The organism is Streptomyces sp. NBC_00984, assembly GCF_045162475.1.
GTDB lineage: Bacteria > Actinomycetota > Actinomycetes > Streptomycetales > Streptomycetaceae > Streptomyces.
On sequence record NZ_CP108735.1, the window covers coordinates 649,837 to 663,930 of the forward strand.

The following is a 14,094-nucleotide window of genomic DNA, read 5'->3' on the forward strand; positions in this document are numbered from 1 at the left end:
TGGATTTGTGTCGGGAGGGGTGACGCGGTCCGTCCGGGCTGGTGCGCCGGAGGCATGCGGTATCCGGGCGGGGGCGGGCTGACCGCCGAGCAGCGCAGGCGTCGGGAAGGGGTACGGATGCGGGCCGTTGACCTTTTCGATGAGGGCGTGGAAGTCCCGTGCATCGCCCGGGAGTTACGGGTGAGTGAGAAGTCGGTCTACCAGTGGCGCCGCACTTGGAGGACGGGCGGACGCGAGGCGCTGTGTTCCGGAGGTCCCTGCGGCTGCGGCTGTCGGCTCGGCCCGCACCTGCAGGCCAGGCTCGCGATGTGGCTTGATGAGGGGCCGGCCGCGCACGGCTGGGCGGACGACCGGGTGTGGACCGCCGCGCGGGCACGCACGCTGATCGGGCGGAAGTTTCACCTCTCCTGCAGCGTCTTGGGGGTCACTCGGCTGGTGCACCGCATGGGCTGCAGCGTGCAGATGCCCGCCCGGCCCGCCGCCGAACGCGGCGAGGACGCGATCACCGTATGGCGGGAGGCGACCTGGCAGGAGGTGAAACCCTCCGGGCGGCGACCGGCGCGTTCATCTGCTTCGGGGACGAAGCGGGCGTGACCGGTCGGCCGCCCGAGGGCCGCACCTGGGGCCGGCGCGGCATCGCCCTGAGGGTCAAGGTGTCCGGCCGTAGCCGGGGACGTCTCTCGGTGGCTGTGGCCGGTCTGCTGTGCTTCCGGCCGGGCCTGCCCGCCCGTCTGTGCTGCCGGCTGCGTCGTCATACCGGCCGCAAGGGCGAGCGTCGCTCGCTGGGCGAGGCGGACTGCATACGCCTGTTGGATGGCGCCCACCAACTGCTCAAGGCCCCGCTGATCGTGGTGTGGGACCGGCTGAACACTCACATCTCCAAGACGATGAAGGCACTCGTTGCCGAGCGGGACCGGCTGACGGTGGTCCTGCTGCCCGGGTATGCGCCCGACCTCAACCCGGTCGAGGGCCTGTGGGCGCACATCAAGCGGAGCCTGGCCAACCTGGCCGCCCGCACCCCCAGCGAGCTGGAGACTCTGCTCCGCGGGCGGCTCAAGGCGCTGCAGTACCGGCACGGCATCCTCGGCGGATTCCTCGCCGGGACGGGCCTCGCTCTCGACAGACCGGACAGACCCTAATACGCCGAAGTCAGTAAGTCCGTTTCTAGTAGTGGCCCGGTCCGGGTTGGGTGAGGAAGTCTTGGCGTCCGAGGCGGCTGCGGGTGACGTTCATGTCTGGGCCGTCGGTGAGCAGGCCGAAGTCGTGCCGTTCGCGGACCCTGAACCGTTCCGGGTTCGATAGAGACTCGATTCCGTGAAAGGATTGAGTCATGGCACGTCCCTCCTCCTATCCCGTTGAGCTGCGCAAACGAGCGGTCCGTATGGTCGCCGAGGTCCGTGGTGACTACCCGAACGAGTCGGCCGCTCTGCGGGCGGTCGCCCAGAAGCTGGGCATCGGTTCGGCCGAGACCCTGCGGAACTGGGTGAAGCGCGACGAGGTCGACTCCGGGAAGCGTCCGGGGACGACCACGGAGGAGTCCGCGCAGATCAAGGCGATGAAGAAGGAGATCGCCGAGCTGAAGCGGGCGAACGACATCTTGAAGGCGGCGGCGTCTTTCTTCGCGGCCGAGCTCGACCGGCCACACACACGCTCGTAGCGTTCATCGACGAGCACCGGGCCCGCTTCGGCGGTGTCGAGCCGATCTGCCGCGTGCTCACCGAGCACGATTGCAAGATCGCCCCTTCCACCTATTACGCCCACCGCAAGCGCCTCCAGGCCCCGTCCGCCCGCACTGTCCGCGACGCCGAGCTGAAGCCGCTCATCCAGCAGATCTTCGAGGGCAACTACCGTGTCTACGGGGCCAGGAAGGTCTGGCGTGAGCTGCACCGCCAGGGCCACGTCGTGGCCCGGTGCACCGTCGAGCGCCTCATGCGCGAGCTCGGCGTCACCGGTGCCGTCCGCGGAAAGAAGATCATCACCACGATCCCGGACAGTTCCGTCGAGCGGGCACCGGACCTGCTGGACCGCAACTTCGTCGCGCCGGCCCCGAACCGCTGCTGGGTTGCCGACTTCACCCACATCAGCACCTGGTCAGGAGTGGTATACGTCGCCTTCGTCGTGGACACCTTCTCCCGCCGGATCGTCGGCTGGTCCGCCGCCACGTCGAAGCAGACCACGCTCGTCCTGGACGCCCTGGACATGGCTCTGTGGCAACGCGACCGCGACGAACACCCGCACCGAGCAGGCGAGTTGATACATCACTCCGATGCCGGGTCGCAATATACGAGTTTCCGGCTCGCCGAGCACCTGGACGCCGCCGGCATCGCGGCCTCGATCGGCTCGGTCGGTGACGCCTACGACAACGCCCTCATGGAGTCCACGATCGGCCTGTTCAAGACCGAACTGATCAAGCCCGGACGGCCCTGGCGAACGCTTTCCCAGGTTGAACTCGCCACCGCCGAGTGGATCGACTGGTACTGCCACCGTCGGCTCCACGGTGAAATAGGGCACATCCCCCCCGCCGAATACGAGACCAACTACTACCGCGCAACCACCAAACCCCAGGTCACAACCACAATCTGAAGTCTCTATCGAACCCGGAACGGTTCAATGACGTGGGTCATGGCCCAGTAGACGCGTGAGGTGGAGGAGGCTGGGCGGTGTTCGTAGTCGCGGACCAGGCGCCGGTGCAGTATCAGGGTCCCGAACGTCTGCTCCACCCGCCACCGTTTCGGCTGCGGAACGAATCCCCGCTCCTCAGGGTTGCGCCGGACGATCTCGACGTCGATGCCGAGGGCGGTCCCATGCATGACGACCTGGTTCTTGAAGCCCTGGTCGACCAGGGCCTTGCTGACCGAGCCGCCGGCCGCGACGGCGACCTGGTCGAGCAGAGCGATGCCGGCGGCGTTGTCGTGGACACTGGCGGCCACCACGGTGACGGCGATGACCAGGCCGAGGACGTCCACGGCCAGTCCCCGTTTGCGGCCAGGCACCCGTTTCGCGGCGTCTTTGCCTGTCGTGACCGCGGGGACCCCGGTGGCCGCCCGGACACTCTGGGTGTCCAGGATCACCAGGGTCGGGTCCTCTAATCGCCGGTTTCTCTCCCGCACCTGGCAGCACAGGAGTTCATGGATCTGCTGGTCGGTGCCGTCGTCCCGCCAGGCGGCGAAGTAGTAGTACGTCGCGCTCTTCGGCGGCAGGTCGTTCGGCAACAGGGCCCACTGACAGCCGGTCCGGGACTGGTAGAGGATCGAGTTCACGATCTCCCGCATCGGATAGCGGCCCTGGTGGCCGCTCACGGAACGGTGCCGGTTCTTCCAGGCCGTGAGCACCGGCTCGATCAACGCCCACTGCTCGTCGGACAAGTCACTCTGGTACGGCTTGCGTTCACTCATCCCACCGATCCCAGCAGGCCACCGGCACCGGACCGGAACGTTCCGGCTTCGCCCACACCATCGGGCGACAGCAGAACCACTCATAGAGTCACGAACCGCCCACTGACGACTGTGGCAACCTGCCCGTGCCGGACCGTCCGCGGAGGGGAGGACGGGGTGCCCACGCCGCCGGCATTCCTCGGCAGCGGTCGCAGGCATGGGTCGTCCTTCCGGTTGTTGGGCAAACCTGGATCACTCATCGGCGGACCCCCGCCGCTAGCGGCGGACTCTGCGGTACCCCATGGGTTCGCCACCCCGATCGAGCTGTACCTCGCAGGGGGCAAGAAGGCTCGCTGTGTCTGGAATCCGGGGCAGCTCAAGGACGTCCACGACGACGTACCATCCGTCCACGACACACGTCTCACCGCTGAAACGCCCTCCGTGGGATGGTCGATCAACCCATTCAGGCTCCGACAGGCAGCACGGGCAACATGTTCCGCTCCACGCACGAGTGGCGTGCGGCGAGCGGCTGTCGTCAAGGATTTCCAGGCGCGCGGCCGACGTTCTTCTGCCATGAATTCAAGTCTGATCGGTATCGGGCGCCTCGCACCTTGAAGCGGAGCCAGCGCGCGCTCCTGCCGGGGCAAGTCGCCTTGCAGTGATCGATGTTTAGGGATGTTTCGGACACCGGTGCACGCGCCCACCGTTCTCAAAGCTGCGAGGTCCAGGCACAGGTCGTGCGGTCACAGTGCCCGCCGGGTGTACATGGGACCCCCGCGCCGACCCAGCGGGGGTAGGGATGCGACAGCCCAAGCCGGAATCGGCCCGCAGATTCCCTGATTTCGCCAGGCCAACGTCAAACGGTGAGTCGACGACGTCCTGCCGCTTTTCAACGACGACGCGGTGCCGACGGCCGCTGCCCATGCCCCCATTCGGAAGGCCTGCAAGCATAAGGTTTCCAGGTGAAGGAAGATGGCACGGTCGAGACCGAGCTTACGTCCTGATGCCGCATCGCCGTCCTTGCGCCAGGGGGCCTGACACACCATCGGGACGTTGCGACCGCTCAGGCCTGCTGATTCGCCGCGGGTCGGGGCGACGCAGAGGAAGGGTTTGCGCCCCGCAGCCATGACGTTACTCACGGGCAGTTACTGACTTCGGCTCGTCAGGGTGAACTTTTCCGAAGTCCCTGACGGGCTTGGTGTGGTGGCTGTATTCGATGGTGTGTGAGGTATTCGGATGGGGGCGGGCTGACCGTTGCGGGACGGGTGCGTCGGGAGTCGGTGCGGATGCAGGCGGCCGAGCTGTTCGAGCAGGAGGTCAAGCCGCCGGAAGTGGCACGGCGTCTGCGGGTGAGTCTGAAGTCGGCTTATCAGTGGCACCAGTTGTGGCGCGAGGGCGGGGTCGGGGCGCTGGCGTCACGCGGTCCGAGTGGGTCGCGGTGCCGGCTGTCTCCGCGCTGCTTGGAGAAGCTGGCCGCGTATCTGGAGCAGGGTCCGGCCGCGCACGGCTGGGTGGAGGACCAGGTGTGGACCGCGGCGAGGGTGGCCATGCTGATCGGGCGGAAGTTCCACGTCTCCTGCAGCGTCTCGGGCGCCACGAGGCTGATGCACCGGCTCGGCTTCAGCCCGCAGGTCCCCGCGCGCAGGGTGGCCGAGCGGGACGAGCAGGCCGTCACCGCGTGGAAGGAGGCGACCTGGGCGGAGGTAAAAGGGCCCGGGCGGCCTGCGGGGGCTACATCTGCTTCGAGGACGAAGCAGGCTTCACCCGCCGACCGCCCCGAGGCCGGACCTGGGGACGACGCGGACACACCCCGGTCGTGACGGTGAGCGGACGCCGCTCGGGGCGGCTGTCGGTGGCCGGGCTGATTGCGATGCGGCCCGGCTCACGGACCCGGCTGTGCCACCGCCTGCGCACCCACCCCTCGGGCAAGGGCAAGCGCCGCAGCATGAGCGAGCGCGACTTCATCGCTCTCGTCGACGGCGTGCACCAGCTCGTCAAGGCGCCCATCGTGCTGGTCTGGGACCGCCTGAACACCCACGTCTCCCACGCCATGCGCGAGCTGATCGCCGAGCGAGCCTGGCTGACGGTGTTCCTGCTGCCCGCCTACTCGCCCGACCTCAACCCCGTCGAGTGGGTATGGGCACACGTCAAACGCAGCCTGGCCAACCTCGCCGTCATGGCCCTCGACCGACTCGAGGCCCTCGTCCGCAACCGGCTCAAGCGCCTGCAGTACCGCCCCGACACCCTCGACGGCTTCATAGCCGGCACCGGCCTGACCCTCGACACCCTGACCTCACCCTGACGAGCCGAAGTCAGTAGGGTGGGGCTGCGGCACCTGGCTGGGGCGTGCCCAGCGTTGACAGAGCCGTGGCGAGGCAGCCCGAGATGCGGTCGGCCCAGGCCGTATATCATGAAGTGGCACGTCGTGAATGTGGCGCGGGCAGCGTGTTGTCTCCGATTCCGGAGAAGGAACATGGCCGCAGGCGAAGAGCACGAGGCGCAGCGCGTCCGGCGTCCGTCCAGCAAGCAGAGCGCCAGGAAAGCCGACGCTGGACGGGCCGGCAGCCGAACGAGCGCAACGAAGCGTGCGGCTCGCCGGGTTTCGGCCCCGCGGGCCACGCGTTATGCGGCTGAGCAGCTCCAGGAGCTTTTGGGGCGAGCACCCGAGTCCGTCTCGGCGGTGAAGCCGACGGAGGACGGCTGGCAGGCGGACGTGGAAGTTTTGGAGCTGGAGCGTATCCCCGGCACTACCAGCGTGATGGCGAGTTACCGGGTGACGCTGGACGAGGAAGGCGAACTGCTGGCGTACGAGCGCACCCGCCGCTACACCCGAGGGCAGACCGACCGGCGGAGCTAGGGTCTGAGCTGCTGTCGCAGCACCGTTCGCAAGACGAACGGAGGGCACGCCCGGAACCAGGCGTGAGCCGTAGAGAGGAGGCACCATGACTGTGGTGCCGCAAGGTGGAGGAACCGTTTCCAGGGGCGGCGGAGGAGGGTCCGGGAACCTCTACGACATTCTTGATCTGATTCTGGACCGTGGCCTGGTCATCGACGTGTTTGTGCGTGTGTCGCTGGTGGGCATCGAGATCCTCAAGATCGATGCTCGCATCGTCGTGGCGAGCGTGGATACCTACCTGCGCTTCGCAGAGGCCTGTAACCGCCTCGACCTGGAGGAGGGCCGCAAGGCGCCCTCCGAGCTGACCGACCTGGTCGGCGAGGTGACCGAGGGCGGATCGCACGGCAAGGCCAAAGGTGCGCTGAGCGGGGCCGCTGACGTGTTGACCGACGCCCTGAAGGGAGGGCATGACGAGGAGGAGGCCGAGCAGTCGGAGAAGAGGCGCAAGGAGCCCGAGGAGAGGCGGGAGCGGCCGCGGCGTCGGCCTGCCGCCCGACGCCGCGAGGAGTGAACCATGGCCGTATACGTGTATTCCATTGTCCTGGCCAACCATCCGCAGCGCTTGGACGGCCTCCACGGGGTGGGGGACCCGCCAGCGGCCCTCCGCACGGTGCGCACCGAGATGCTGTCCGCGGTCGTCAGCGACGCGCCCGAGGGGCTACGGCCCAAACGCCGCGACCTCGGCGCGCACCAGGCAGTCCAGGAGCGGCTGATGGACGACGGCACGGTTCTACCGCTGCAGTTCGGCTTCACCACCACGGACGACGACGCCGTACGAGCGGTGCTGGAGGACCGTACGGACGAGTTCGCCGAACGGTTGCGGGTGCTGGAGGGCTGCGTGGAATACCACTTGAAGGCCGCCCAGGACGAGGATGCGCTGTTGCGCCAGATCCTTCGGGAGTCCGACGAGGCGCGTGAGCTCAACGAGGAGATCAGAAGCGGCCGCAGCAGCCAGGAACTGCCGCTCGCCCTCGGGGAGCTGGTCTCCCAGGAAGTGCAAGCGCGGCAGGAACGGCTCGCCGCCGGAGTCCTTGATGCGCTGCGCGGACTCGCTCGGGAAGAACGCTCGTCGCAGCCGACCGGGAACGACTTCCTGAATGTGTCCTTCCTTGTGGAGCGGGACAACGAGAAGACCTTCCTCGGCGCGGAACAGGACATCGCCAAGGAACTGGGCGAGGACTTCGACCTGCGACTGCTCGGCCCGCTGCCCGCCTACAGCTTCGTCTGAGAAGTCCTCATGGGACTGCTGACTCAACTCGCAACTCTTCCGCTGGCGCCGGTGCGCGGCGTGGCCTGGGTCATGGAACGCGTCGTCGAGGCCGCGGAGAACGAGTACTACGACCCAGCCCCCGTAGAACGAGAACTTGCCGCACTTGAGCGAGCGCTCGTGGCGGGAGAAATCGACGAGGAAACCTTCGACCGGCGCGAGGACGAGTTGCTGGACCGGCTGGACGAGATCAGGGCCCATGTCCAGGGCGTCGACACCTGATCGCGGCAGCCGGTGGAGCGGGCCCATGCCACGCGCTCCCGTCGAAGCTCCCGGACACCAGGGAATTGAGGTGCAGCGGCCGTGACCGAACCCGTCGCCAGGAGGCTGGGCAACCTCCCGTCCAGGTCCGCCCCATACGGCCAGGGCTCCTCGGCCAATCTCGCCGACATCCTGGAACGCGTACTGGACAAAGGCGTCGTCATCGCAGGCGATATCCAGATCAACCTCCTGGACATCGAACTACTTACCATCAAGCTGCGCCTACTGATCGCTTCCGTGGACAAAGCGAAGGAAATGGGCATCGACTGGTGGGAGCACGATCCTGCGCTGTCCTCACGCGCCGACGACGGCCACCGCTCACTCGCCCAGGAGAACAAGCGGCTGCGCGCCGAGATCGAGGCCATGCGCGAGGGCGGTGAGCTGCCCCCGGTCGACGACGAGGAGAGCCGCCCTGCCGCCCGCCGCCGCACCGCACGTACATCACGCACCGAACGGACCGAGGCACAGAAGCGGGATGAGTCATGACCGAGGTCATCACCTACGCCTACGCCGTGGCGCGGGACGCTGACGGAGTTCTGGAAGAGGAACTGTCCGGGCTCCCCGGAGTGGCGGACGCGCCGGTGCATCTCGTGCACACAGGACACCGCCGTGACGTGGTGGTCGCGGTCAGTCCGGTGCCCGCACAGGACTTCCAGGAGGCCGCGCTGCGTGCGCCCCTCGAGGACCTGGACTGGCTGGAGTCGGTCGCCCGCGCCCATCTTCGGGTGATCGATGCGCTGGCCGCGCTCACCACTGTCCTGCCGCTCCGGCTGGCCACCGTGTACCTCGACGACGAGCGGCTGTCCGACCTGGCCGCACAGGTGGAATGGGGCGTCAAGATCTACGTCGAAGCGCCCGCGGCCACCGAAGGCCCGGCAGAGCCGTCCGCAGATCCGGACCTGAGCCCCGGGCGTGCCTATCTCAGTCACCGCAGAGCGCAGCGCCACGCCCGCGAAGACGCATACCGCGACGCCGATCAGGTGGCCTGGCGTGTCGAGGACGCGGCCCCAGACGTGGCCGTTGACCGTGTCCGGCACCGGCCCCAGCAAGGCGAACTCGCCCGCGGGCCGGGAGAGAACGTCGTCAACGACGCCTACCTCGTGCCGCTGGCGCACGCCGAACAATTCCGGGCCGCCGAGGGACTTCCAGGTGGGGTACGCATCGAGGTCACAGGACCCTAGGCTCCCTACTCCTTCGCCACGCCCGCCGATGCCGAACCGTTGAAGAGAGTCGCGCCGTGAGGGCGGACGGCGGACCGTTGGCTGCGGCAGAAGAGCCGCTGCCGGACCGGCAGATCGCGCTGATCGACCTGCTGGACCGGCTGCTGAGCGGAGGTGTGGTCCTCACTGGTGACGTCGTACTCTCCATCGCAGATATCGATCTTGTACGCATCTCTCTGCGTGCGCTGATCGTCTCCATCAGCGAACACAACCCCTCCCCGTGGCCCGCCCCGGCACCCCTGCGAGGCGGCCATGACAGATGAAACCCACCGCCGGCCCGGCAACCGCTTCGACGAAGTCGCCGACGCGGCGGCCCGCGCCTTCCGTCTGCTGCCCGCCGCCCCGCAGGACGTCCTGCCGCCGAGCGGCTCGCAGGCGCAGGGAACCGCACGTCGGGTGACCACCGACCCCGACACGGTGGAACGGGACCTGATCAAGCTCGTTCTCACCATCGTCGAGCTGCTGCGCCAGCTCATGGAACGCCAGGCACTGCAGCGGGTCGACGCCGGAGACCTCACCGAGGAACAGGAGGAGCGGCTGGGCGCCACACTCATGATTCTGCACGAGCGTATGGTGGAACTCTGTGCCAGGTATGACCTTTCCATGCGGGACCTCAATCTGGATCTCGGACCTCTCGGAACATTGCTGCCACCGTCCGAATAGCAGTCGGCCGGCGCCGCGATCTCGGCTCTCCGCCGCTGCGGGCCCGGTTCCCTCCCAAGTGCGGGTGTGGCCCTGCACCGCCGCGCTCCATGTAGCGCAGAGTTGCTATTCGGGCTGAAGTGGTATGTGTCATGTGTGACAGGACGGCCGCACCGCTTCGCGGATCGTGTCGAAGAAATCTGCTCAGGTCATGGAGAAGACCATGCCTGCCTGCTGGCTCGAGCAAGAAGCGTGAGCGTCAGTACGGGCACATCAAGGAGAGCGCCAAGGACAGAGGTGAGTCCACAAAGCGTCCGAAGGAAATTGCCGCGCGCACCGTGAACAAGGAGCGGGCGCGGTCCGGCGAGTCGAAGACCTCCAGCAAGGTGTCCACTCAAGACAAAAAGTCCGCCTCGCAACGTGGTGGCGAACGGACCCACTGCGGCCACAAGGGCCGACGAAGGACCAGCTGTACGAGGAGGCGAAGAATCGCAACATCGACGGTCGCTCCTCGATGAACAAGCAAAAACTCCGGAATGCCCTGGGCCGCTGACACGTCACTACGTGGTGCACCCGGCGCCGGGCAGCTGTACGTGGACGTTGCCGTCGCTGTCCACGCTCACCTGGAAGGACGGCTGCGGTGCGGTAGCCGGCCCACGTACGTTCGCCCCGTCCGACAGCCGGAAGACACTGCCGTGCCAGGGGCATTCCACGCAGCCGTCGGCGATCTTCCCGTCCGACAGGGGCCCTGACAGGTGGCTGCACCGCTCGGCGAGGACATGAATGCGGCCACCCGGCTGACGGAACACCAGCAATGGCACCTCACCCAACTCCCGCCGCACGGCCTCGCCGACCGGGAAGTCCTCCACTCTGCCGACCGGATGCCAGCCCTCTTCCAACAGACGCCGGACCTCTGCCGCCTTGTTGGCGCCTACGGCTTGGCGATAGGCGAGGTGGCCACCGAGCATCCCGCCGGTGCCGGCCATACACAGCCCCGCAAAGCCGAGCGCCTTACCCAATGCCGTACGGCCACGGCCACGATGCACCCATGATCCCGTGTAGAGCCCGATGGCCGCGGCGATCGACGTCGCGTGCACCAGGCCGGTACGCATCTGGTCCTCGTGCTGCTCAGCCCAGTCCACCCAGCCGGACAACGCAGCCGGCACGGCCCCCAGGACACCCGCACCCACCAAAATGCGTGCACTGCGCCGGGTGCCGGGCACGACGTCCAGCACCGCTGCGGAAATCCACGCACCCATCGGAACCTGCACCAGTGCGGGGTGCAGGGGATGGCCGATCGGCAGACCGTGCAGCACATCGCGACAGCGCCCTAGAGGAACGCCGCGCACCATCCCCCGCAGGGGGCTGATCACCACATCAAGCTTCTCCAGGCGGCCCAGCGCGTCGAGGGACCTCAGAAAGAGGCCCTCGGTACGGGCAGCCGCCACTTTCACCTTGCCGCTGCTCGACGCGAGAACCGCGAATTTCGTATATCCCGCTGAAAGCCGCATGATGAGCGGTTTGCCATGTGCGGCCGATTCCCAAACAAGCGTCAGCTCCGCCCCACTCCGGTGGCTGCAGGCGTCTCGGGCAGGACGTTGTCATGCCTGTGGGGCCTGTCAGTGCCTCCACTCACTCCTCTGCTTCGCCTCTGTGTTCTTCGTCGTCCTCGCGACGAGGAGCAAGGAGGCGAGGGGAGGATGGGTGAGTGCGAGGGCGACGAGGAGGACGAGGAGGAGGGCGACTGGTGCGTATCGACTCGTTGTTCACGTACACCGATGGCACTGCCGCCTCCCTGATCAACGGGAACAACTTCTCTTCCATCCCGGGCACCCTCTTTTCCACGGCGCCGAATTGCCGGCCACACCGGGGTCGTCGTCATTTTCGGGTAACTTCCCAGCCGCTCGGCGGAGTATCAGTCATCACTCAGCGTGCGCGCGTCACGGAGGTTTGAACCAGAACCACTACTGCTCGATAGAGCCAGTTGGTTCTCGACGACGGAAGCCCATCCCCGTGAGCGCTGGCCGTCGCCCGTGTGTTCTGAGCGTCGGCGGGTACCCGAAGCAGCATGACCGTCACAAAGACAAGTGTTCTCGTTCTGGACTGCGCGGAGCCCGAAGCCCTGGCGGAGTTCTACGCGTCACTGCTCGATGCGGAAATCCAGGTGGTGAGCGATCCTGATTTTGTGGAACTCGTCGGACACAACGGCGTGCACCTGGCGATCCGCCGGGACCACGGCTACGCCCCTCCCAGCTGGCCGCGGCCAGACGACGCCCAGCAGGCGCATCTTCGGATACTCGTCGCGCACGGTGATTTGGACGAGGCGGAACGAGAAGCGGTGAGCCTCGGGGCAATGCCGATGGATGCGAAGGCCAACGGTGGTCTGCGCGGCGTACGCTTTTACGCCGACCCCGCCGGGCATTCCTTCTCCCTCGCGGTGCCCCCACGGAACGAGCTGGCGGGCCGAGGAGAGGAAGCCCCATGAAGTTGCCGGGAAGCAGAGGTGAGGTGTCTGCCGCCTTGATCGAGGCGCTCGGCCGGGAACCGGGTCGGCGCAGGCTGCCGGACACGTCCCTGACGGCGGGCGCCGACCCGTACGACGACGACCTCCAACTCGCCCTGTACCTCTGTTACGAGTTGCACTACCGCGGCTTCGACGGTGTGGACGGTGCCTGGGAGTGGGATCCGGAACTGCTCAAGGTGCGTGCCGCGCTGGAGCGGGAGTTCATGGCAGCTCTGCGCGCTGACGTGCCGGTGGCCGAGGACGTCGGCAGCGCGCTGGACGAACTCGTTCTGGAGCCGTCGGACGCCGACGACGTGTCGTGCTTCCTGCGGGACGAGGGCGAGCTGTGGCATCTGCGTGAGTACGCCGCCCACCGCTCGCTCTACCACCTCAAGGAGGCCGATCCGCACGTGTGGGTGATCCCGCGACTGACGGGCCGGGCCAAGGCGGGAATGGCCGCTGTGGAGTACGACGAATTCGGAGCGGGACGGGCAGAACAGGTCCACTCCAGGCTGTTCGCCGATCTGATGGCGGACCTCGACCTGGACACCTCGTACGGGCACTACCTCGACGCCGGCTCTCGGCAGATGCTCGCGACCGTCAACCTCATGTCACTCTTTGGACTCCACCGCTCACACCGTGGTGCGCTGGTCGGTCACTTCGCCTCAGTGGAGACCACGTCGCCACCTGGGTCGCGGCGCCTCGCTCAGGCATTGAAACGGGCCGGTGCCGGGCCTGCGGCCATCCACTTCTACGCGGAGCATGTGGAGGCCGACGCCGTGCATGAGCAGCTCGTACGGCATGAGGTCGTCGCCGGTCTGCTCCAGGAGGAGCCGGATCTGGCACCGGACGTCGCCTTCGGCATCGCGGCCACGGGATGGCTGGAAGACCGGTTCGGGGAGCAGTTGCTCGGCGCGTGGCGGGGCGGCGAGTCCTCAGTCTGTGTGCCGCTCTGAGGCCGGCGGTGGGGCTTTCGGCCTCTTCCGACCGCGGTGGCTCGTGTCGCACCAAGGGAAGATGAGGCTCCGCCGGCAGGTGCACAGTGCGACAACAGGACGGTCCGAGCGAGCAAGGGTGCCGTCCTCCTGGACCACTTCAACGGGCCCTTCCACGAGCATGGGTCCGCCCGGCTCCTGCATGACGCGCCGTGCAGCTGCCCGAGGTGTGACCTCCGGTTCAGTACGGTTGTTCTGCACGGATCACCACCAGTTCCTCTTTCTCCTGGCCGCGCTCGATCAGGCCCCGCATCTCCAGCCAGGTGGCCCGTTCACGCATGACTGGCCCGAAAGGAATGAACCGTCGGTCGGTCACGGTGACGGCCAGACCGGCTTCAGCCAGCCGCGCTACGGTGATCACTGGGCAGCTCAGCGCGGAGTGGACCGCGAGCAGCACGCCCCCAGGGCGCAGCAGAGCGGGAACCTTCGCACAGAGTCGGTCGATCACCGCCCGGCCGTCGATCCCCGCCTCCCAGGCGCGAGCAGTACCGCGACGAGGCAATCGGATGTCTGCGGACGGTACGTACGGTGGGTTCGCCAGCACCAGGTCGAACCTCAGGCCGGTCACAGGCTCCGTCAGGTCACCGCGGCAGGCCCGTATAGCCCGCGCGTACCCGGACAGCAGTGCGTTCAGTCGTGTCGTGAGCACCGCCCCGGCCGACGTGTCGATGGCGATCACGTGGGCAGCACCGTGGCGGGCGGCGGCGATCGCCACCGCGCCGGTACCGGTCCCCACGTCGAGCACCTCCGCTCCGGGTGACAGACGTTCGCGCCGCAGTGCGGATATCAGCATGGCTGTGTCTTCCTGTGGCGCGTAGACACCCGGAGGCTGGAGGAGCTTCACTGTCGCGACCGGCTCTCAGAGATCACGCAGGGTGGGCAGCAGGGACTTCTTTGAGGTTCCCCCGAGATGCGGGGATGGGTGACAGAGGGTCA

The 14,094-nt window shown here is 67.4% G+C and carries 19 protein-coding genes and 2 pseudogenes; 16 read left to right on the top strand and 5 right to left on the bottom strand.

The features are described from left to right. Nucleotides 1–54 precede the first annotated feature (54 nt). From OG520_RS43035 to OG520_RS43045, 3 genes are all read left to right on the top strand, one after another. Nucleotides 55–594: a winged helix-turn-helix domain-containing protein gene (locus OG520_RS43035; protein WP_331749072.1), complete on the top strand. Its 540-nt coding sequence runs from the start codon at nucleotides 55–57 to the stop codon at nucleotides 592–594. Next, nucleotides 591–1,139 carry a transposase gene (locus OG520_RS43040; RefSeq protein ID WP_331749075.1) on the top strand — a complete coding sequence of 183 codons (549 nt, stop codon included), beginning with the start codon at nucleotides 591–593 and terminating at the stop codon, nucleotides 1,137–1,139. The genes OG520_RS43035 and OG520_RS43040 overlap by 4 nt, the downstream gene beginning before the upstream one ends. A 191-nt stretch (nucleotides 1,140–1,330) precedes the next feature. After that, nucleotides 1,331–2,583 (top strand): IS3 family transposase gene (locus OG520_RS43045; RefSeq protein WP_331747682.1). Its coding sequence is split into 2 segments (ribosomal slippage): nucleotides 1,331–1,613 and nucleotides 1,613–2,583, totalling 1,254 coding nucleotides; the frame shifts between segments, so codons are not numbered across the junction. 5 nt (nucleotides 2,584–2,588) lie between these two features. On the opposite strand, the gene OG520_RS43050 is transcribed toward OG520_RS43045, so the two are convergent. Together OG520_RS43050 and OG520_RS43055 are read right to left on the bottom strand one after the other, a co-directional pair. After that, nucleotides 2,589–3,395 carry an IS5 family transposase gene (locus tag OG520_RS43050; protein ID WP_331749078.1) on the bottom strand — a complete coding sequence of 269 codons (807 nt, stop codon included), beginning with the start codon at nucleotides 3,393–3,395 and terminating at the stop codon, nucleotides 2,589–2,591. A gap of 255 nt (nucleotides 3,396–3,650) precedes the next feature. After that, nucleotides 3,651–3,949 (bottom strand): annotated as a pseudogene (locus OG520_RS43055) (gas vesicle protein). Nucleotides 3,950–4,621: 672 nt separating this feature from the next. Between OG520_RS43055 and OG520_RS43060 the strand changes: the two are divergent. The 11 genes and pseudogenes from OG520_RS43060 to OG520_RS43110 all read left to right on the top strand — a co-directional run bounded on the left by OG520_RS43060 (nucleotide 4,622) and on the right by OG520_RS43110 (nucleotide 10,213). After that, on the top strand, nucleotides 4,622–5,194 hold the full coding sequence (locus OG520_RS43060) for a winged helix-turn-helix domain-containing protein (protein ID WP_331749581.1): 573 nt from the start codon (nucleotides 4,622–4,624) through the stop codon (nucleotides 5,192–5,194). Beyond that, on the top strand, nucleotides 5,110–5,676 hold the full coding sequence (locus tag OG520_RS43065) for a transposase (protein WP_123469483.1): 567 nt from the start codon (nucleotides 5,110–5,112) through the stop codon (nucleotides 5,674–5,676). Before OG520_RS43060 ends, OG520_RS43065 begins: the two co-directional genes overlap by 85 nt. Nucleotides 5,677–5,847: 171 nt before the next feature. Next, entirely contained in the window at nucleotides 5,848–6,231 is a 384-nt protein-coding gene (locus OG520_RS43070; protein ID WP_331749081.1) for a gas vesicle protein, read from the top strand. Between the two features lie 85 nt (nucleotides 6,232–6,316). Further along, complete coding sequence (locus tag OG520_RS43075) at nucleotides 6,317–6,781, top strand: gas vesicle structural protein GvpA (protein ID WP_331749084.1); 465 nt, start codon at nucleotides 6,317–6,319, stop codon at nucleotides 6,779–6,781. 3 nt (nucleotides 6,782–6,784) lie between these two features. Continuing rightward, nucleotides 6,785–7,498, top strand: a complete 714-nt coding sequence (locus OG520_RS43080) for a GvpL/GvpF family gas vesicle protein (RefSeq protein ID WP_331749087.1) — start codon at nucleotides 6,785–6,787, stop codon at nucleotides 7,496–7,498. Between the two features lie 9 nt (nucleotides 7,499–7,507). Next, the gene (locus OG520_RS43085) at nucleotides 7,508–7,759 is read left to right on the top strand and encodes a gas vesicle protein GvpG (RefSeq protein ID WP_331749090.1); all 252 of its coding nucleotides are present in this window, start codon (nucleotides 7,508–7,510) and stop codon (nucleotides 7,757–7,759) included. A gap of 81 nt (nucleotides 7,760–7,840) precedes the next feature. After that, nucleotides 7,841–8,284 carry a gas vesicle protein gene (locus OG520_RS43090; RefSeq protein ID WP_331749093.1) on the top strand — a complete coding sequence of 148 codons (444 nt, stop codon included), beginning with the start codon at nucleotides 7,841–7,843 and terminating at the stop codon, nucleotides 8,282–8,284. Beyond that, a complete protein-coding gene (locus OG520_RS43095) occupies nucleotides 8,281–8,979 on the top strand; it encodes a GvpL/GvpF family gas vesicle protein (protein ID WP_331749096.1) in 699 nt (232 codons plus the stop codon). Before OG520_RS43090 ends, OG520_RS43095 begins: the two co-directional genes overlap by 4 nt. A 77-nt stretch (nucleotides 8,980–9,056) precedes the next feature. Continuing rightward, complete coding sequence (locus OG520_RS43100; RefSeq protein WP_331749099.1) at nucleotides 9,057–9,281, top strand: gas vesicle protein; 225 nt, start codon at nucleotides 9,057–9,059, stop codon at nucleotides 9,279–9,281. After that, nucleotides 9,271–9,681 (top strand): gas vesicle protein K, encoded by a 411-nt coding sequence (locus OG520_RS43105; protein WP_331749103.1) that lies wholly within the window; start codon nucleotides 9,271–9,273, stop codon nucleotides 9,679–9,681. Before OG520_RS43100 ends, OG520_RS43105 begins: the two co-directional genes overlap by 11 nt. 206 nt (nucleotides 9,682–9,887) lie before the next feature. Further along, nucleotides 9,888–10,213, top strand: a pseudogene (locus OG520_RS43110) (plasmid stabilization protein). 7 nt (nucleotides 10,214–10,220) lie between these two features. Here OG520_RS43110 and OG520_RS43115 read toward each other — a convergent pair. After that, nucleotides 10,221–11,171: a Rieske 2Fe-2S domain-containing protein gene (locus OG520_RS43115; protein WP_331749106.1), complete on the bottom strand. Its 951-nt coding sequence runs from the start codon at nucleotides 11,169–11,171 to the stop codon at nucleotides 10,221–10,223. Between the two features lie 557 nt (nucleotides 11,172–11,728). Here OG520_RS43115 and OG520_RS43120 point away from each other — a divergent pair. Both OG520_RS43120 and OG520_RS43125 read left to right on the top strand, forming a co-directional pair. Further along, nucleotides 11,729–12,145 (top strand): VOC family protein, encoded by a 417-nt coding sequence (locus OG520_RS43120; protein ID WP_331749109.1) that lies wholly within the window; start codon nucleotides 11,729–11,731, stop codon nucleotides 12,143–12,145. After that, entirely contained in the window at nucleotides 12,142–13,119 is a 978-nt protein-coding gene (locus tag OG520_RS43125; protein ID WP_331749112.1) for an iron-containing redox enzyme family protein, read from the top strand. Before OG520_RS43120 ends, OG520_RS43125 begins: the two co-directional genes overlap by 4 nt. Here the strand turns inward: OG520_RS43125 and OG520_RS43130 are convergent. Together OG520_RS43130 and OG520_RS43135 are read right to left on the bottom strand one after the other, a co-directional pair. Next, nucleotides 13,099–13,302 carry a CDGSH iron-sulfur domain-containing protein gene (locus OG520_RS43130; protein WP_331749115.1) on the bottom strand — a complete coding sequence of 68 codons (204 nt, stop codon included), beginning with the start codon at nucleotides 13,300–13,302 and terminating at the stop codon, nucleotides 13,099–13,101. The two genes, OG520_RS43125 and OG520_RS43130, sit on opposite strands and share 21 nt — an antisense overlap. Nucleotides 13,303–13,339: 37 nt before the next feature. Then, entirely contained in the window at nucleotides 13,340–14,002 is a 663-nt protein-coding gene (locus OG520_RS43135; protein WP_331749118.1) for a HemK2/MTQ2 family protein methyltransferase, read from the bottom strand. Nucleotides 14,003–14,094 lie beyond the last annotated feature (92 nt).